At 68.6% G+C, this 18,307-nt stretch carries 14 protein-coding genes; 6 read left to right on the forward strand and 8 right to left on the reverse strand.

Going from position 1 to position 18,307, the window contains the following annotated elements; genetic code table 11:
• The first annotated feature begins 21 nt into the window (after positions 1–21).
• The 4 genes from ppc (at position 22) to F622_RS0111870 (ending at position 6,290) form a co-directional block, all read left to right on the forward strand.
• A complete protein-coding gene (ppc, locus tag F622_RS0111855; protein WP_018168002.1) occupies positions 22–2,865 on the forward strand; it encodes a phosphoenolpyruvate carboxylase in 2,844 nt (947 codons plus the stop codon).
• A gap of 114 nt (positions 2,866–2,979) precedes the next feature.
• A complete protein-coding gene (locus F622_RS0111860; protein WP_018168003.1) occupies positions 2,980–3,252 on the forward strand; it encodes a PP0621 family protein in 273 nt (90 codons plus the stop codon).
• A 9-nt stretch (positions 3,253–3,261) separates the two neighbouring features.
• Positions 3,262–4,899 carry a PAS domain-containing sensor histidine kinase gene (locus F622_RS0111865; protein ID WP_018168004.1) on the forward strand — a complete coding sequence of 546 codons (1,638 nt, stop codon included), beginning with the start codon at positions 3,262–3,264 and terminating at the stop codon, positions 4,897–4,899.
• Positions 4,896–6,290: a sigma-54 dependent transcriptional regulator gene (locus tag F622_RS0111870; protein WP_019572046.1), complete on the forward strand. Its 1,395-nt coding sequence runs from the start codon at positions 4,896–4,898 to the stop codon at positions 6,288–6,290. Before F622_RS0111865 ends, F622_RS0111870 begins: the two co-directional genes overlap by 4 nt.
• A gap of 12 nt (positions 6,291–6,302) precedes the next feature.
• On the opposite strand, the gene F622_RS0111875 is transcribed toward F622_RS0111870, so the two are convergent.
• The 7 genes from F622_RS0111875 to F622_RS14145 form a co-directional block, all read right to left on the reverse strand.
• A complete protein-coding gene (locus F622_RS0111875; protein WP_018146336.1) occupies positions 6,303–6,524 on the reverse strand; it encodes a hypothetical protein in 222 nt (73 codons plus the stop codon).
• 314 nt (positions 6,525–6,838) lie between these two features.
• Entirely contained in the window at positions 6,839–9,346 is a 2,508-nt protein-coding gene (gene hrpB, locus F622_RS0111880) for an ATP-dependent helicase HrpB (RefSeq protein ID WP_019572047.1), read from the reverse strand.
• 7 nt (positions 9,347–9,353) lie between these two features.
• Positions 9,354–10,547 (reverse strand): efflux RND transporter periplasmic adaptor subunit, encoded by a 1,194-nt coding sequence (locus tag F622_RS0111885; RefSeq protein WP_019572048.1) that lies wholly within the window; start codon positions 10,545–10,547, stop codon positions 9,354–9,356.
• Between the two features lie 321 nt (positions 10,548–10,868).
• Complete coding sequence (locus tag F622_RS14225; RefSeq protein ID WP_081620995.1) at positions 10,869–11,141, reverse strand: hypothetical protein; 273 nt, start codon at positions 11,139–11,141, stop codon at positions 10,869–10,871.
• A 620-nt stretch (positions 11,142–11,761) separates the two neighbouring features.
• Positions 11,762–14,122 (reverse strand): ABC transporter permease, encoded by a 2,361-nt coding sequence (locus F622_RS0111890; protein ID WP_019572049.1) that lies wholly within the window; start codon positions 14,120–14,122, stop codon positions 11,762–11,764.
• Between the two features lie 18 nt (positions 14,123–14,140).
• Positions 14,141–14,890, reverse strand: coding sequence for an ABC transporter ATP-binding protein (locus F622_RS0111895; protein ID WP_018168009.1), 750 nt, complete (start codon positions 14,888–14,890; stop codon positions 14,141–14,143).
• Positions 14,887–15,063, reverse strand: coding sequence for a hypothetical protein (locus tag F622_RS14145; RefSeq protein ID WP_018168010.1), 177 nt, complete (start codon positions 15,061–15,063; stop codon positions 14,887–14,889). The genes F622_RS0111895 and F622_RS14145 overlap by 4 nt, the downstream gene beginning before the upstream one ends.
• 145 nt (positions 15,064–15,208) lie before the next feature.
• On the opposite strand from F622_RS14145, the gene F622_RS0111905 reads away from it, so the two are divergent.
• Both F622_RS0111905 and F622_RS0111910 read left to right on the forward strand, forming a co-directional pair.
• Positions 15,209–16,540, forward strand: a complete 1,332-nt coding sequence (locus tag F622_RS0111905; RefSeq protein WP_018650464.1) for an ethylbenzene dehydrogenase-related protein — start codon at positions 15,209–15,211, stop codon at positions 16,538–16,540.
• Between the two features lie 235 nt (positions 16,541–16,775).
• Complete coding sequence (locus F622_RS0111910) at positions 16,776–17,708, forward strand: carbohydrate kinase family protein (protein ID WP_019572050.1); 933 nt, start codon at positions 16,776–16,778, stop codon at positions 17,706–17,708.
• A gap of 323 nt (positions 17,709–18,031) precedes the next feature.
• On the opposite strand, the gene F622_RS13490 is transcribed toward F622_RS0111910, so the two are convergent.
• Positions 18,032–18,307: transposase (locus F622_RS13490; RefSeq protein WP_019568000.1), on the reverse strand; the 276-nt coding region annotated here is incomplete at its 5' end.

Raw genomic sequence — 18,307 nt, forward strand, 5'->3', positions numbered from 1 at the left:
TCCTGCGCGCACAGGCCCGATATGACTCGAAGCGATCAACACGACCGATTCCTCCCCAAGGACAAGGAACTGCGCGCCCGCGTGCGCCTATTCGGGGAACTCCTGGGCAACGTGATTCACGACCTGGAAGGCCAGGCCGTGTTCGACGCGGTGGAGAAGCTGCGCCGTGGCTTCGTCAGCCTGCGCAAGGACGAGGATCCGGACCTGCGCCGCCAGCTGATGGCCGACATCACGCACTTCGACGCCTCGCTGACCGAGCGCGTGATCCGCGCCTTCAGCATCTACTTCAGCCTGGTCAACATCGCCGAGGAAGACCTGTTCTACCGCTGGCGCCGCGCCCAGGTCTCCAGCGGCGAGCCGCTGTGGACCGGCTCCTTCGACCAGACCCTGCGCGAGCTGCATGGCGAAGGCGTCACCGCCGAGGAGCTGGAGCGCCTGCTCAACGAGCTGCACTACCAGCCGGTGTTCACCGCCCACCCCACCGAGGCCCGCCGCCGGACCACGATGGAGAACCAGCGCCGCGTGTTCGAGACCGCCGACCGGCTGAACCAGCCGGGGCTGGGCGAGGAAGAGCGCCGCCTGATCACCGAGGAACTGGAGACCCAGATCCAGATCCTCTGGCGCACCAACGAGGTGCGGGTGAAAAAGCCGCAGGTTCAGGACGAGATCAAGTACGGCCTGTTCTATTTCGAGGAGAGCCTGTTCGAGGCCATCCCGCAGTCCTACCGCTTCCTCGAGAAGGCCATCCGCCGGATCTACGGCGTCAACCCGGACGGCAGCCTGCCGGTACGCATCCCGGCCTTCCTGCACTTTGGCTCCTGGATCGGCGGCGACCGCGACGGCAACCCGAACGTGACCCCCGAGGTCACCGAGCTGTCCTGCCGCCTGGCGATGGAACAGGTCCTGCGCGAGTACCTCAAGCGGGTCAACCACCTGCGCAACGTGCTGACGCACTCATCCTTCATGTGCCAGCCGTCGCAGGCATTCCTCGACAGCCTGGACGCCGACTCCAATATCGCCAACGCGGTGTTCCAGGGCGCCTCCGACCGCTTCGAGAGCGAGCCCTACCGGCGCAAGCTCTACATCATGCGCTACCGTCTGCGCGAGACCCTGGACACCGTGGTGCGCCGGGTCCGCGGCGAGGCCGCCGTGCTGCCGACCAACAGCGCCTATGCCGACGCCCAGGCCTTCCTGAACGACCTCAAGCTGATCCGCGACTCGCTGGTCAGCCATGGTGATCGCAACATCGCCAGCGGCGCGCTGACCGACCTGATCCGCCTGGTCGAGACCTTCGGCTTTCACCTGCACCACCTGGACGTGCGCCAGGAGTCCACCGTCCACTCCGACGCGATCGCGGAACTGCTGGGCCAGTTGGCACCGGACACCGACTACGCCGCGCTGGACGAGACCGGCCGCCAGCAGGCGCTGAGCGAACTGATCGCCTTGGAGAACCTGCCCGAGGTGGACCGCAAGCCCCTGGGCGAGAGCACCCGCGAGACCCTGCGCGTGTTCGAGGTGATCCAGAGCATGCGCCGCGAGGTCGGTCCGGACGGCATCGGCACCTACGTGATCTCCATGACCCACGCCGCCTCGCATGTGCTGGAGGTCCTGCTGCTGGGCCGTCTGGCAGGTCTCGCGGGCAACGACGAAGAAGGCAACCCGTTCTGCCATCTGCGCATCTCGCCGCTGTTCGAGACCATCGAGGACCTGCTGCATGTCGAGGACGTCCTCGAGGGCCTGCTGTCCAACCCGGTATATGCACGACTGCTGGCCGCCTCCGGCAACATCCAGGACGTCATGCTCGGCTACTCCGATTCCTGCAAGGACGGCGGCATCCTCGCCTCCAGCTGGAACCTCTACGAGGCACAGAAGAAGATCGTCGGCATTACCGATCGCTTCGGTGTGCGCTGCCAGCTGTTCCACGGCCGCGGCGGCACCGTCGGGCGCGGCGGCGGCCCGACCCACGAGTCCATCCTCGCCCAGCCCCCGGCCACGGTGCAGGGCCGGATCAAGTTCACCGAACAGGGCGAGGTCCTGTCGTACAAGTACTCCAACGTGGAGACCGCGGTGTACGAGCTGGGCATGGGTGCGACCGGCGTCATGCTGGCCTCGCGCAGCCTGATCCGGCCGCCGCGCAAGGACCGCGACGACTACCGCGCCACCATGCACGAGCTCGCGCAGGCTGGCGAGGATGCCTACCGCGAGCTGATCGACCGCACCGAACGCGTGCTCGATTACTTCTACGAGATCACCCCGGTACAGGAGATCGGCTTCCTGAATATCGGCTCGCGGCCGTCGCACCGCCGCAAGACCGATCGCTCCAAGAGCTCGATCCGCGCGATCCCCTGGGTCTTCGGCTGGGCCCAGGCGCGCCACACCCTGCCCGCCTGGTACGGCATCGGCACCGCGCTGGAACAGTGGCGCGGCGATGACCCCGAACGCCTGGCCCAGTTGCAGCGGATGTACCAGGAGTGGCCGTTCTTCCGCTCGTTGCTGTCCAACTGCCAGATGGCCCTGACCAAGGCCGACATGCGCACCGCCGCGGAGTACGCCCGCCTGTGCAGCGACCCGGAACTGGCCGAGCGCATCTACGTCCTGGTGCGCGAGGAACACAGCCGCACCGTCACCGAAGTGCTGCGCGTGGCACAACTGGAACGACTGATGGACGAGACGCCCCTGCTGGCGCGTTCGCTGCAACGGCGCAACCCGTACCTGGACCCGCTCAACAGCATCCAGATTCACCTGCTGCGCGAGTCCCGCCAGTTCGACGCCGAGGCCGACGACGACGCCGACGAAAATCCGTGGCTGTCGCCCCTGCTGCGCTCGATCAACGCGATCGCCGCGGGCATGCGCAACACCGGCTAAAGCCAACGGGCTCGCGGGCCTCCCACGACGGGGGTCCGCGATCGTCATCCTGCCGGTACAACGGGGCGTCTACGCGGACGTGCAAATTCATCAGCGTCTCCCTAGAATCACGCCATGCGCCTGCTGCTACTGATCGTCGCCATCGTCGCCGTGTTCCTTGCGGTGCGCACCCTCGTGCGCTCCACCAGCAACCGCAAGCAGGTCCGCCAGGATGAACGGCCCGAACGCCTGAAAGAGGGCGGCGCGGTGATCCGCTGCGCCTTCTGCGGCGTTCACGTGCCGGAGGCCGAGGCCTACCGCGACGGCGACCGCCTCTACTGCTCACCGCAGCACGCCGAGGTCGACCGCAACCGCTCGGACGCCGACTCCCGCACCGAAGACGACTGACCCTCGTCCATGGATAACCAGTCCGGGGGGAACACGCCGATCGACGCCGACACCCGGCGTTCCGCCTGGCTTTTCGCGCTCTACCGGGTCTTTGTTGCGGCGGTCCTGCTACTGCTCGGGCTGTTCCCGGATACCCCGCTGGGGCTGCATCTCGTCACCCCCCAGTTCTACGCGGTCATCGCCACCGCCTATCTCGCCTTTGCGCTCGTCGCCGCCGCCTTCGCCTGGCGCTGCACCCACAATCCGGACACCACCAGCCTCACCCGTATCGCGTTGATCGGCGGCGCCGGCGACGGCATCGGCCTGATCGCGTTGCTGATCGTCTCCGGAGGGGTTGGCACCGGCATTGGCCTGCTGCTGGTCCCGGCCCTGGTGGCAGCCGTGCTGCTCTCCAGCGCACGCTTCGCCCTGACCCTGGCCGCGATCGCCACCCTGGCGCTGTTGCTGGCCGAGGGCGTGAGCGCACTATTCCTGCACCCCGCCGATACCGCCATCACCCAGGCGGGGCTGCTGGGCGCCACCCTGTTTGCGGCCGGCCTGCTGGCCCGCCAGTTCGCCCGTCGGGCCGGCGAGACCCGCGCCCAGGTGGAACGCCAGGAGGTGGACCTGGCCAACCTGGCCGAACTGAACGCCCAGATCATCGCGCGCATGAGCGCCGGTGTCATCGCGGTCGACCCGGACGGGTACATCCGCTCCATCAACGAGGCCGCGCGCCGCCTGCTCCCCCCGCGGCCGGGACGCCACCTGTCGTCCCTGTCGCCCTCGGTGGCACGCGTGATCCGCGACTGGCAGCGCAACGGCATGCCCACGACCAGCCAGCAGCTGCCGGGCGACCGCAACCAGCCGGCCCTGCGGATCCGTCTGGCCCCGCTGGGTGACCGCGGCGACCAGGGCAGCCTGCTGATCCTGGAGGACGCCGCCGAACTCCAGCGTCAGGCCCAGGCCGGCAAGCTGCAGGCCCTCGGCCGCCTGACCGCCAGCATTGCCCACGAGATTCGCAACCCCCTGGGAGCCATCAGCCACAGCGCACAGCTGCTCGGCGAATCGCCGGATCTCAAGCCTCACGACCAGCGCCTGCTCGACATCATCAACAACCAGAGCAAGCGCGTGAACGAACTGATCTCCAACGTCCTCAGCCTGTCACGCAGGGACGCCGGAGGACGCGAGCGGCTGAACCTTCAGGAGACCCTGGATCGCTTCGCCGAGGAGTTCTGCGGTGCGCTGCAGTTGCCGCGAGAGACCCTGCATGCGCGCATCGAACCGGCCGATTCCGAGATCCAGTTCGACCCCTCCCAGCTCAACCAGATCCTGTGGAACCTGTGCAGCAATGCGCGCATCCATGGCGGCCACGATCAGCCCGACAGCCCGCCCATCGTGCTGCGCGGCGGCGCCGGCCAGGTCGCGCGGGTGGTCAGTCTGGACGTGATCGACGCCGGGCCGGGCATCTCTGCCGAACAGGAAAAGGACCTGTTCGAACCGTTCGTCTCCGGGCGTGCCGGGGGCACCGGCCTTGGCCTGTACATCTCGCGCATGCTGTGCGAAAACAACGGGGCATCGCTGGAATACGTCCACACACCCATCGGCGGCTGCTTCCGGATCCTGTTCGCCCCCCTGGAAACCGATTCGCCAAAGGAACAAGGCGCATGAGTATCCGCCACGTGCTGGTCGTGGACGACGAGCCCGACATCTGCGAACTACTCGAGATCACCCTGGCCCGCATGGGCCTTGAGGCCACCACGGCCACCCGCCTCGAGCCGGCCCGCGCCCTGATCGCCGAGCACGACTTTGACCTGTGCCTGACCGACATGCGCCTGCCGGACGGCGACGGGCTGGACCTCGTCCGCCACATCCAGAGCGAACGCCCAGAGCTCCCCGTGGCCGTCATCACCGCCCACGGCAGCGTGGATACCGCCGTCCTGGCGCTGAAGCTGGGGGCCTTCGACTTCGTCAGCAAGCCGGTGGACCTGAAACAGCTGCGCGAACTGATTGACGCGGCCCTGCGCCTGGAGCCGGCTGCCTCGATCGCGGAAGAGCCCGGCGACGACGCCACCCCGGCCACCCCCGATGACAGCCCGCTGCTGGGCCAGTCCGAGCCCATGCAGCGCCTGCGCGCCACCATCCACAAGCTGGCGCGCAGCCAGGCCCCGGTGTTCATCTCCGGAGAGTCCGGATCCGGCAAGGAACTGGTCGCGCGCGAGATCCACCGCCTCGGCCCGCGCGCCGAACGTCCATTCGTGCCGGTCAACTGCGGCGCCATCCCCGGCGAGCTGATGGAGAGCGAATTCTTCGGCCACCGCAAGGGCGCGTTTACCGGGGCCACCCAGGACCATACCGGTCTGTTCCAGTCCGCCGACGGCGGCACGCTGTTCCTCGACGAGGTCGCCGACCTGCCGCTGCCGATGCAGGTGAAGCTGCTGCGCGCCATCCAGGAACGCGCCATCAAGCCGGTCGGTGGCACCCGCGAGATCCCGGTCGACGTACGCATCCTCAGCGCCACCCACCACGACCTGGAAAAGGCCGTGCGCGAGGGCCGCTTTCGCCAGGATCTCTACTACCGCCTGAACGTGATCGAGCTGAAGGTGCCGCCGTTACGCGAGCGCCGCGGCGACATCGAACGCCTGGCCACGCGCATCCTGCAACGCATCGGCGAGCAGTGGCAGACCGGCGACCTGGAGCTGGCACCCGACGCCCTCGCGGCCCTGCAGGGGCACGGCTTCCCCGGCAACGTCCGCGAGCTGGAGAACATCCTGGAACGCGCCGCCACGCTGTGCGAAGGGCCGCTGATCCGCGCCGGCAACATCGACCTGCCGGCGAACGGGCTGGGCACCGAACCCAACCCGGGCGCGCAGTACGGCGAACCCGAGAACGGCCTCGACGGCGCGGAGAGCGCCCTGGACGACCAACTCGCCGCGCAGGAACGCCAGGCCATCGCTACCGCCCTGCAGCAGACCGGCGGCAACCGCACGGCCGCCGCACGCCTGCTCGGCCTCAGCTTCCGCCAGTTGCGTTATCGCCTGAAGAAACTCGGGATCGACTAGGGAGACGTTGATCTACAGCAGATCGAACCACTCGTTCAGGGCAAACCAGATCACGTAGCCGCCGTACAGCAGCAGAAAGATGACACTGAGCACCGTGATCGGGCGAAACCCCTTCACGTCCACCTGATAGGACACATCCTCCCCCCGCGCACGGCGGCGGCGCACATCCATCCAGCGCGACACCCGCCACCAGACGAACAGCAGGATCAGGATCACGGTCAGAAACTTCAGCATCGGGGTTCGCTTCCTCGCACGGGACTCGCAACAGAGCTGAACGCGACACTACCGGAGAACGCCCGCCGCCGCATCGTCCACACCACCCCGCGCCCCAAGTGCTGCCTGGCGCCCATCACCCCGGCGTCATCCCGGCCACAGCGCAGCGAAGAGCCGGGATCTCCGCGGCCATGGCCACCCCGACGCCGAGGTCCCGGATAACCGCTCCGCGGTTTCCGGGATGACGACCCAGGGGGTCACGCCCGGCGTCCCGTGTTGTCCTGACCCCTGTGGGAGCCTGCTTGCAGGCGAAGCCCCCGCCAAACTTGATCCGCCTACCCACGCCGCTTCGCATGCCGCGTGGCCGGCGCATTCCACGGATCCACCGGCCACGGGTGCTTCGGATAACGGCCCTTCAATTCGCGCCGCACCTCCGGGTAGCCGTTCTCCCAGAAACTCTTCAGATCCTGGGTGACCTGCACCGGGCGCCGCGCCGGCGACAGCAGGTGCAGCACCAGCGCCACGCGACCTCCGGCCACAGCGGGCGTTTCCGCCAGGCCGAACAGCTCCTGCAGCTTCACCGCCAGCACCGGCGGGTCCTGCGTGTAATCCACCCGGTGGGCGGAACCGGAAGGCACCGCGATACGGGCCGGCGCCTCGCGCTCCAGTCGCTGCTGATGCCCCCAGTCCAGCCGCGCGCGCAGGATCGCCGCCAGGTCCAGCCGGTCCAGATCGCGCAGCCGCGTCATTCCGGCCAGGTACGGCCCCAGCCAGTCCTCCAGACCGGCCAGTAACGCGGGGTCACCCATGTCGGGAAAGCCCGCCTCCGGCATCGCCTGATGCAGCAGCTGGATGCGTGCACGCAGCTGGGTCGCCGCGTCATCCCACGGCAGCAGCGCAAGCCCTTCGCGGCGCATCCGTTCGCACCAGCGCGGGATCGTGGACGCGGGGTCGTCCAGCGCGACCATCTGCCGCTCGACCACCAACGTGCCAATGCGGCGGATGCGCGCGTTCTCCAGCCGCGCCCCGTCCTCCACCCAGTCACAACGCGTCTCGCGGTGGAAAAGCTCCGGGGCCTCGCGCTCCAGCGCGGCGAGGTCCAGCGCCACCGCGCAGCGGATACGTGCCTCGCGTTCGGCGTCGGTGCAGTCCACTGCCACCAGGTACTCGGCATGCGCCAGGCGCTCGCGTTCCGGCAGCAACGCCCCGCGGCCATTGCCCATCACGAAGCGCCCGGCCTGCCCGCCGCGTGGCCGCGCGATGCGTTCGGGCCAGGCCAGCGCAGCCAGCACCCCCAGCGCCACAGCCTCGTCCAGTACGGATTCTGCTGCGCCGGCGCGGTCGTCCAGCCGCGCCAGGGCCTGCTCCAGCCGCCGCAGCCCGGACTTCCAGGCGCGGCCGCCCGCACGCCGTGCCTGCACCAGGCGCTCCCCCAGTTCCAGCGCTGCACCCGGCCCGGCCATCCCGGGCTCCTCGACCACCACCGCCAGCTCGCAGGCCAGGCGCGCAAGCCCCCGTTCGCGCGCCCGCAGCAGCATGTGCGCCAGGCGCGGGTGCGTCGGCAGGCGCAGCAGGGCGCGGCCGTGACCGGTGATCCGCCCTTCGCCATCCACCGCGCCCAGCTCCGAAAGGATCGCCTGCGCGGCGGCCATGCCGTGCGCCGGTGGCGGCTCCAGCCAGTCGAGTTCGGCCACCGCCTCGCCCCAGCCCGCCAGCTCCAGGGCCAGCGGCAGCAGATCAACCTGTTGCAACCCGGGTGTCGCGTAGTCCGGGCGCTGTACCTCCTCGGCACGGGCCCACAGCCGGATCGCGACGCCGGGTTCGGTCCGCCCGGCACGGCCGGCGCGCTGTTCCGCCGCGGCCTTCGAGGCGGGGACCGTCACCAGCCGCGAAAGCCCGGTCGCGGCATCGAAACGCGGCTCGCGGGACAGCCCCGCGTCGACCACCACGCGCACACCCTCGATGGTCAGGCTGGTCTCGGCAATGTCGGTGGCCAGCACCACCTTGCGCTCGCCCTGCGGGGCCGGGCGCACCGCGCGGTTCTGCTCCTCCGCCGACAGCCGCCCGAACAACGGCGCCACCCGCGCGGGGCCGACCGGCGTCTCCACGGTCTCCCCCAGGCGCGCAGCGACCTCGCGGATCTCGCGCTCGCCGGGCAGAAAGACCAGGGCGGAACCCGGCTCGGCCTCCAGTGCCTCGCGCACGGCCTGCGCCACGGTGTCGGCCAGCGGGGCGCCCTTCCTCGGCGGCGCGTAGCGCACCTCCACGGGGAACTGTCGTCCGCGAGCCCGCAATACGGGCACGGGGTCCGCCTCCGGCCCCGCAAGCAGTCGCGCCACGGCCTCGTCGTCGAGGGTGGCGGACATCACCACGATCCGCAGCTCCGGGCGCAGCAACCGGCGCACCTGCAGCGCGAAAGCCAGCGCCAGTTCGGCCTCGGGCCGGCGCAGGTGGAACTCGTCGAACACGACCGCGCCGACATCCTCCAGCAGCGGGTCGGCCTGGATGCGGCGCAGGAACAGGCCATCGGTGACCAGCTCGACGCGGGTATGCGCCGAGACCTTCTGTTCGTCGCGCACGCGGTAACCCACCGTCTGCCCGACCGGCTCGCCGCGTTGCCCGGCCATGAACGTGGCCGCCATGCGCGCGGCCAGGCGGCGCGGCTGAAGCACGATGACCCGCCCCCCGGATACGGAATCCGCCAGGTGCAGCGGCACCCGCGTGGTCTTGCCCGCCCCCGGTTCGGCCACCAGCACGGCCGCACCGCGCGTGGCCAGCGCGGCATCCAGCGGACTCAGCAGGTCATCCAGCGCCTCGGGCGAGGCATTCGGGGTTTCGGCCATGGGCAGGTCAGTTTTCGACGACGCGGGTACCGGCCTGCACGCGGTCGCCCGGGCGAGTCACGACGCGCTCGCCCGCCTCCAGGCCCTCAAGGATCTGCGTGGTGAACCCGGAACGGCGACCGACGTCGACCCGGCGCGGTTCAGCACGGCCATCCTCGACCACGAACACCGACCAATCGCCACGGTCGCGGAACAACGCGCTGGTCGGCACCTGCAGCACGTCGTCGCCCTCCCACAGCAGAAACTCGGCCTCCACGCGATAGCCAACGGCCAGCCCGGCCAGGCGCGCCTCCACCGCATCCAGATCGAGGATCACCGGCACGCGCTGTTCGTCCACACCCAGCGCGGAGATCTTGGTGAAGCCGAAGGGCTGCACCCGGCGTACCGTGGCGTCCAGCTTCGCATCACGACCCCAGTCGGTCAGGCGCACACGCATTCCCGGTACCACGCGCACCGCATCCATCGACAGCAGGTCCACCTGCACCTCCAGGTCGTCCAGATCGCCGACGACCAGTACCGGCTCGCCGGCGCCGATGGTGCCCTCGCAGCAGCGGTAGCGCTCCAGCACCACGCCCTCGGCGGGCGAGCGCACGGACAGGGTATCCGCCTCGGATTCCGGCATCTGGCCGCTGGCGATATCCAGCACCACGCGGGCACTCTCGATCTCGCTGCGGGCGACCTCCACCGCGGACTCGCCCGCGCGCACGGCGGAACGCGCCCGGTCGCGCATCGTCTCCATGCGCTCCATCTCGGTCGCGGACACCGCCCCCCGGTCGAACAGCTCCTGGTGGCGGCGATACTCGGACTCGGCAAACCGCGCCTCGGCCCGCAGGTTCTCCAGGTTCGCCTCCGCGCTTTGCAAACGCGAACGCGCGGCGGCCAGGTTCTCGCGCGCCTGCTCACGCGAGCGCGCATCCAGCGCCGGCGTCGGCAACGGCTCCAGGCGGAACAGCGTATCGCCCAGCGCCACCGCGTCGCCCTCCTCCAGCGCCACCCGATGCAGATAGCCGGCAATCGGCGCCGACACCGTGTAGGTGTCGCGCAACCGGGTACGCCCCTCCTCGCGCACCGTCTCCTCGAACGCCCCGGCCCGCACCTCGCTCAGCGACACCGGCACCGGCTGCGGCCGCAGCGCCCACACCAGTGCGGCCACCCCCACCAGCACCACCAGCCCGATCGTGATCCGCTTCTTCATCGCCATGCCTTCAGTCTCGCAAATCCTGCTGTCGGGCGCTCCCCCATGCACTCGCATGCCTGCGGCAAGTCGGCACAGGCTCGACGTCCGAGTTTACGGGGCCCAGTCCAGCCGCCTGCCCTGTTGTGGTTGGTCCCGGTTCGTCGTCTGGTGTTTACGGAGCCTTCGGTCTGCCGCCTGCCAGGCGCTGACTCGCCAGCGCGCCCCGAGGCACTTTCTTGCTTGCCCAAGAAAGTGCCCAAAGAAGGGCACCCGGATTCCGCCCGGGAACCTTGCTCCAGAGCCCTCGGGCCGGCGGCGCTGAACTCGCTGCGCCTTCGGATCCGCTCAGACATCCAGCGCCCCATGTCTATTCTTAACTGGCCGGCCCGAGGACCCTTCCGCAAGGGGCTCCATACGGGAGGGGAAGGTCAAAACAAACGGTATCCCGTAGGGTGCGGTTGAGCGCAGCGAAACGCACCATCTCCCACGCCGTGCGAAACCCTGATGCGATTCGCTGCGCTCATCACATCCTACGCCCCCCGGCGCCCGCTTCGCGGGCGCGGCACGCAACGGCCAAAGGCCGAGCGTGCCGAAGATGTCCAAAGACCTAGCCATCATCCACTGGCAAGAACACGGGGATAGCCGTTGTCTGGACCTACCTCCCCGTTGTCGTCGCGCCGAGTGGAGAGGCTTTTCGCGGGACGATTCTAAATAGACACGGGGCGCTGGATGTCTGAGCGGAGCCGAAGGCGCAGCGAGTTCAGCGCCGCCCGCGAAAAGCCTCGGAGCGAGGGAAACCCCGGCCCGCGCAGCGGGCCGGGGTCGCGGCAGTCGGGCGTGTTTCTTGGGTACTTCTTTGCACGAGCAAAGAAGCCAGTTTTTGATCAACAACGGGCGCGGTGCGCTCGCGAGAGAGCGCGTGGCAGGCGGCGGACCGAATCCACCGTAAACACCAGACGACGAACCGGGGCCAGCCACAACAAGGCAGGCGGCCGAACGCAGCGAGTAAAGATCCGCAACCACCGTCCCAAGCCCCGTCATTGCGAGGAGCGCAGCGACGAAGCAACCTCCGAAAGCGGGCAATGCGCTCAAAATCTGGCTGCGCCGGTTCCGGATGGAGATTACTCGCTGCGCTCGCCCTTCGGGCCGGCCTGCGGCCGTTCAACGCGCTTCGCGCTTTTGTGCTTCGTCGCTGCGCTCCTCGCAATGACCGCTGGCCTGTTCGGTCCTCCGGAATGTCATTCCGCGGCCTTCAGGGCCTGCACGCGGTCAAGGTGCTGCAGGCGGCGCCAGGCGAGGAACGCGGTCAGGCTGGCCGCGACCAGGATGCCGAGCGCGGCGAAGCCGTAGGCCTGGGGCGTGATCACGAACGGCACGCGCAGCAGGTCCATCGCGAAGGCCTGGTTCAGCAGCCAGGCGAAACCCGTACCGGTGAGCCAGGCGACCGGGATCGCCGCCAGCGTCAGCACGGCGATCTCGCCCAACAGGATCCAGCTCACCTGGCCGCGCGAGTAGCCGAGCACCTCCAGCGTCGCCAGGTCACGGGCGCGTTCGGCATAGGTGATGCGCGCGTTGTTGTAGGTCACGGCGAAGGCGATGGACACCGCCAGCGCCACGAACACCAGGGCGAACACGATGATGGTCTCGCCGATGTATTCGCGGATGTTGCGCTCGGCTTCCGCGATCAGACCGACGCTGGCGACGCGCGGCCGATCGGACAGACTGCGGAACAGCGCCTCCTCCTGTGCACGGTCGGTCAGCAGCCAGGCCCCGGAGACGGCCGGCCCCTCGCCGATCAGGCGATTCAGGGCCGGGCGGTACATGTAGGCGCCAACGCCGATCGGCTCCTCCACCACCCCGGCCAGCGGGACCGAGACCGTGCGCCGGCGCCCCTCCAGGATCTCCAGCTCTACCGGATCGCCGACGCGCAGCCCCAGCTGCTCCGCCAGGTAGTCGGTCAGCAGGATGCCTTCGTCCGGCAGGCGACCGCGCCCGCCGGCCATCGGCAGCTGACGCAGGCGCGGTTCCGCGTCCAGACCCAGCAGGCGCACGCGTTCCTCGCGGTTCACCCCGACCAGGCGCACCGGCACCGCGCGGAAGGTCTCCACCGCCAGCACGCCCGGCTCGTGGCGCAGCTCCCCGGCCACCCGCGCCGGCACCGGGTCGGTGAACTGCAAGTCGATGTCCATCTGCAGGACCTGGCCGTACTGGGTATCCAGCATCTGGTCCACGGCGTTCAGCTGGTAGGCGCCCATCAGCAGCAGTCCGCCGGACAGACCGATGCCGATCACCGACAGCACGGACTTCAGCCGGTGGCGCGCGAGGTTGCGCAGGATGATGCGGGTCGGCTGGTCCAGCCCGCGCCACGCCGCCGTGCGCTCCATCCAGCCGCGGTGAAAACGTTCCGGTGCCGGTGGGCGCATGGCCTCGGCCGGGGCCATGCGCACCGCCTGCCAGACCGCGCGGAAGGTGCCGAGCATGGCCGCGCCCATCGCCACGGCCACCGCCAGCACCATCACCCAGGGCTGCAGGCGAAAGCTCATCTCCGGGAAGCGGAAGTACTCGGCGTAGATGCCGGCCAGGCCCTGCGCGGCCCAGGCCCCGAACGCGAGCCCCAGCGCACAGCCCACCAGCACGATGCCGGCGGTCAGCAGGGCGTAGTGCGCGGCAATCGCACCATTGCCGTAACCAAAGGCCTTGAGCACCGCGATCGGCTCGCGCTGCGAGCGGATGATGCGTCCGACCACGACGTTCAGCAGAAACGCCGCCACCGCCAGGAAGATGGTCGGCAGGATCGCCGCCTGGGCGCGCAGCTGGGTCAGCTCCTCGGACAGGAAGCGGTGCGAGAACTGGTCCTCGCGCCCGTAGGCGCCCAGGCCGCCGTAGCGGGCCAGCGCGCGGTCCATGGCCTCGATCACGGGCTCCGGGTCGGCGCCCGCTTGCAGACTCACGGCGACGGAATTGAACGCCCCTTCCATCCCGTAGGCGGCCGCCAGCGCGCGGCGGTTCATCCACAGGATGCCGTAGCGCTCGTAATCCGGCAGCAGGTCGGTGGGGCTGATCTGGTAGACGAACTCCGGCGACAGCGCGATGCCGCTGATCTGCAGGTCGGTCAGGCGCCCGTCGATGATCGCGCGCAGGGCATCCCCGCTGCCCAGTCCGTGCGCCTCGGCGAAGGCCTCGCTGACCACCACCTCGCGCTCGCGCCCGGGCTCGGGCAGCCGGCCCTCGCGCAGGTAGAGCCGGTTCAGCAGCGGCTCGCCCCCGTCCGGCAGGGAGAGCATGGTGCCCCGGATCGGGTCGTCGAAGCCGGCGACCTCCAGGCGCACCGGGGCCTGCACGCGGGTCTCGATCTGGTTGATGCCCGGCGCGTCGCGGAAGCGTTCCACCGCGCTCTCCGGCGCGCGCGTGATCTCCGCGAACACGTCGGCGAACTGGTATTCGGAGTAGAAGCGCTCCTTGGTGATGGTCAGGGCGTCGAGACTGGTCACCGCGATCACCAGCGTCATCACCCCGCTGGCGATCACCAGCGCGATCGCCGCCGCCTGCCCCTTCAGGTGGCCGAGATCGCGCAGGATCTTGCGGTTCAGGGCGCGCATGAGACGCGGTCGGTGCCGCTACCAGTGCAACGAGGAAGGAGACTGTCGGCTGGCATTCTCGTGAATCTCGCTCACGCGGCCGTCGCTCAGGTGGATCACGCGATCGGCCATCTCGCCGATCACCGCATTGTGGGTAATGATCGCCACCGTCGTATCCAGGCGCTCGTTGATGTGCTGCAGCACCTCCAGTACGCGGATGCCGGTCTTCGAGTCCAGCGCGCCGGTCGGCTCGTCGCACAACAGCACCGCTGGCTGCTTGGCGATCGCGCGGGCGATGGCCACCCGCTGCTGCTCGCCGCCGGAGAGCTGCGAGGGGAAGTGGTCCATGCGGTCCTCCAGCCCCACCAGCGCCAGCGCCTCCTCCGGCGGCATCGGGTCGCGCGAGATCTCGGTGACAATCGCCACGTTCTCGCGCGCGGTCAGGCTGGAGATCAGGTTGTAGAACTGGAACACGAAGCCGACATGGTCACGGCGAAAGGCCGTCAGCGTGCGCTCGGAGGCCTGTGCCAGGTCCTGGTCGCGGTAGCGCACCTCGCCCTCGGACGCGGTATCCAGCCCGCCCATGATGTTCAGCAGCGTCGACTTGCCGGAGCCCGAGGCCCCCAGCATCACCACCAGCTCGCCGGTATAGAGCTCCAGGTCCACGCCGCGCAGGGCGTGGATCGTCACCTCGCCCATGCGGTAGACCTTGGTCACCCCGGCGGCGCGGAAGATCACGTCGCGCCCGGCGTGCGGCGCATCCGGAGCGGGCGCCGTGGCTGTATTCATGCCGCCCGGGGCGCAACCGATCCTGATCCATCGGCCAGGCGCTCGGCCGCCGGTGCCGCACCCGTATCGGGCGCGCCGGGCAGGATGCCCCCGTCGCCGTCCAGGCTCATGGACCACAGGCTCAGCAACAACAGCAGGATGATCAGGATCGGGATCAGTACGCGCGGATTCATCAGTCACGCCCTCGCTCACGGGAATGACCCCATGCTGCCACAGGCCAGCCCCGGGGACTCTGGCCGAAGGGGAAAAGGCCCCGGCGGAACTGCCAGAACTACTGGGTGTCACATTGAATTCCCACCCAGAACGAAAGGATTTACCATGAAACGTTCACTGCTCGTGATCGCGATCGCCGGAACAGTCCCGGGGCTCGGCCTGGCAGAACCCCGCATGGTCGATACCGATCGCAACGTGTACATCCCCTCCGAGGAGGACGGGAGCGCCGTACTGAGCGTCGGCGCGGTGTACAACGACGAAGAGTTCCGTATCCATTACAAGTACGAGACCGACGATCCCAGCTGGTATCACCAGGTGTGGCGCTACGAGGATGGCGACTGGGTCCGCTACGGTTCCGGCGGCCCCGGCCCTGACGAACATGGCCTGTACGAAGACCGCATCTCCATGATGCTGGATGACGGCGCGGTCGACGGCTTCGATCGCCTGGGCGGCTGGATGACTGCCCACGAGGGCATGCGCAGCCTGACCTCCGAGGTGGACTCCGAGGCCGTGACCGAGCATCCCAAGCTGGGTGAGGAACTGGGCCGCAGCGACGTGCGCAAGTACCTGCCCCAGACCCGCACGACCGAAGACCCCACGGAAAAGTCCTGGGACCAGATCAAGGACGACGGGGCCCTGGAGGAGCTGCAGAAAGCCGGGGGCTTTATCGATCTGTGGCAGTGGCGCTCGCATCGCAGCCACCCCATGGGCTACGCCGACAACAACTACGTGCTGCACTACCGGCTGTCCTCCGAGGGGGACAGCATGTTCACCGACAACTGGGACGACGAGCAGGACCAGCCCGCCTGGATGTTCGACCCCGAGCAGACCGGCTCACGCTCCCTCGACTGGGAGGCCCTGCTGGATCGCCAGTACGATCAGGATGACCACTACTACATCTCCGAAGACAATGCGGTCCCGTTCGACCCCGACCACGACTGGGAAGAGGGTGACGTCATCCCGCAACGCTTCCTGCAGGAGCCGAGCGGCAGCCGCGGGGCCATCAGCGCCTCGGGCGCTTACGAGGACGGTGCCTGGCGCATCGCCCTGACGCGTTCGCTGGAAGCCCCGAACGAACGCGACAGCAAGACGCTGGAACACGGCGGCACCTACAACGTGGCCTTCGCCGTCCACAGTGCTGCGGGCGCCCGCTGGCATCTGGTCTCGCTGCCGCAGACCCTGGGTCTGGAGAACGAGGACGCGGACATCGTGGCCCGCCGGGTGGACGGCAACCTCGACGACGCGGAACCGGAGTGGACCGAGATCGAGGTATTCTATCCCGGCCAGATCACCAATCAGTTCCTCCACAGCGAGAAGCACCCCGGACAGGCGCTGGTGCTGGAAGGCGAGCTCGGCGTCCGCGACGAGCACGACCTCGACACCCTGCCAGACTTCATCGTCGACATGGAACGCCACCTGCTCGAACAGGACGACTGAGCCGCACCGCCCCGGAACCTCCGTCCGGGCACGTCTTCAGGGGGCTGCGGACGCACTCGACGGGCGTCGTGCAGCCCCCCTGATTTGTTGTTTTGCGCCCAAATACTTACCCTATGCACATCGCACGACCCGTGACCGGCGCGCCATTCGGGCTTCCAGCGCGCGCCACGGGACGTCCTGTGCCGCCTTCAAAGGCGCGCACGACAACGATTTCAGCCAACGCTAAGGAGCAACAATGTCCGCACTGATCTGTGGGTCCATGGCCTACGACACCATCATGGTGTTCCCCGATCGCTTCAAGAACCACATCCTCCCGGACAAGGTGCACATGCTGAATGTGTCCTTCCTGGTCCCGGACATGCGCCGCGAGTTCGGCGGCTGCGCCGGCAACATCGCCTACAACATGAAGCTGCTGGGCGCGGACCCGACGATCATGGCCACCGTGGGCGGCGACTTCACCCCGTACGCCGACTGGATGGACAAGCACGCCATCTCGCGCAAGTTCGTCAAGGAGCTGAAGGACACCTACACCGGTCAGGCCTTCATCACCACCGACCAGGACGACAACCAGATCACCGCCTTCCACCCGGGCGCTATGGGCTTCTCGCACCAGCAGAAGGTCACCGACGCCGACGGCATCAAGGTCGGCATCGTCTCCCCGGACGGCCGTGACGGCATGATCGAGCACGCCCAGCAATTCGCCGACGCCGGCATCCCGTTCATGTTCGACCCGGGCCAGGGCCTGCCGATGTTCGACGGCGACGACCTGAAGCGCTTCATGGAGAACGCCACCTACGCCGCGTTCAACGACTACGAAGCGCAGCTGACCGCCGACCGCACCGGCCTGAGCCTGGAACAGCTGGCCGAGATGGTCGACGCCATGATCGTCACCCGCGGTGGCGAGGGCTCCGACATCTACACCGGCGGCAAGAAGATCACCATCCCGTCGGTCGAACCGGCCGCGATCAAGGACCCGACCGGCTGTGGCGACTCCTACCGCGCCGGCATCCTGTTCGGCCTGGAAAAGGGCTACGACTGGGAGACCACCGGCCGTATCGCCTCGCTGATCGGCTCGATCAAGATCGCGCACTCCGGCACCCAGAACCACCACTTCACCGCCGAAGAGTTCGCCGACAAGTTCGAAAAGGCCTTCGGCTACCGCTACTAAGCACCCCGCCGCCCCGGGCACCCGCCTGGGAACGCAAAAGGCCCGGACCGAGTTCGCTCGGCCCGGGCCTTTTTTGTGACTGGATGGCGCCAACAACGCCGCCACCCCCTGCCCGCACCAACCGCACCCCCCGTCATCCCGCCCGCAACGCCATACCCCGTCATCCCGGCCGTAGCGAAGCGAAGAGCCGGGATCTCCAACGCCAGGCCCACCCCCAGCACCCGAGATCCCGGATAACCGCTTTGCAGTTTCCGGGATGACGCCCTCTTCCAGGCCGCCACAAGCCTTGGCCCCCACCGGTGGGGGCATCACTGTAGGAGATTCTATGTCTCTCCACAAGGGATCTTAGGTTGGTAATCGGTCTGATTTTTCATCAGGGCGAAGGCGACGCGGGCCAGCTTTCGAGCCAAGGCGTTCAGTGCCTGGGTCGTCGCCAGGCCACGGTCCAGGCAGCGCTGGTAGTAGTCGCTCCAGGCGGCTTTCGACTTGGCCTGCATCGCGGCCAGATAGAGCAGCCGTCGCAACTCTGGATCGCCCTGTTTGGTGAGTTTGCGCTGCCCCCGTTTCGTGCCGGAGTCGCGTATGCGGACATCCAACCC

Source organism: Thioalkalivibrio sp. ALMg3 (assembly GCF_000381225.1).
GTDB classification, from domain to species: Bacteria; Pseudomonadota; Gammaproteobacteria; order Ectothiorhodospirales; family Ectothiorhodospiraceae; genus Thioalkalivibrio; species Thioalkalivibrio versutus.

Coding starts and splice junctions, on each gene's coding strand:
- ppc (WP_018168002.1), top strand. CDS start 22: ATGACTCGAAGCGATCAACACGACCGATTCCTCCCCAAGGACAAGGAA.
- F622_RS0111860 (WP_018168003.1), top strand. CDS start 2,980: ATGCGCCTGCTGCTACTGATCGTCGCCATCGTCGCCGTGTTCCTTGCG.
- F622_RS0111865 (WP_018168004.1), top strand. CDS start 3,262: ATGGATAACCAGTCCGGGGGGAACACGCCGATCGACGCCGACACCCGG.
- F622_RS0111870 (WP_019572046.1), top strand. CDS start 4,896: ATGAGTATCCGCCACGTGCTGGTCGTGGACGACGAGCCCGACATCTGC.
- F622_RS0111875 (WP_018146336.1), bottom strand. CDS start 6,524: ATGCTGAAGTTTCTGACCGTGATCCTGATCCTGCTGTTCGTCTGGTGG.
- hrpB (WP_019572047.1), bottom strand. CDS start 9,346: ATGGCCGAAACCCCGAATGCCTCGCCCGAGGCGCTGGATGACCTGCTG.
- F622_RS0111885 (WP_019572048.1), bottom strand. CDS start 10,547: ATGGCGATGAAGAAGCGGATCACGATCGGGCTGGTGGTGCTGGTGGGG.
- F622_RS14225 (WP_081620995.1), bottom strand. CDS start 11,141: ATGATGGCTAGGTCTTTGGACATCTTCGGCACGCTCGGCCTTTGGCCG.
- F622_RS0111890 (WP_019572049.1), bottom strand. CDS start 14,122: ATGCGCGCCCTGAACCGCAAGATCCTGCGCGATCTCGGCCACCTGAAG.
- F622_RS0111895 (WP_018168009.1), bottom strand. CDS start 14,890: ATGAATACAGCCACGGCGCCCGCTCCGGATGCGCCGCACGCCGGGCGC.
- F622_RS14145 (WP_018168010.1), bottom strand. CDS start 15,063: ATGAATCCGCGCGTACTGATCCCGATCCTGATCATCCTGCTGTTGTTG.
- F622_RS0111905 (WP_018650464.1), top strand. CDS start 15,209: ATGAAACGTTCACTGCTCGTGATCGCGATCGCCGGAACAGTCCCGGGG.
- F622_RS0111910 (WP_019572050.1), top strand. CDS start 16,776: ATGTCCGCACTGATCTGTGGGTCCATGGCCTACGACACCATCATGGTG.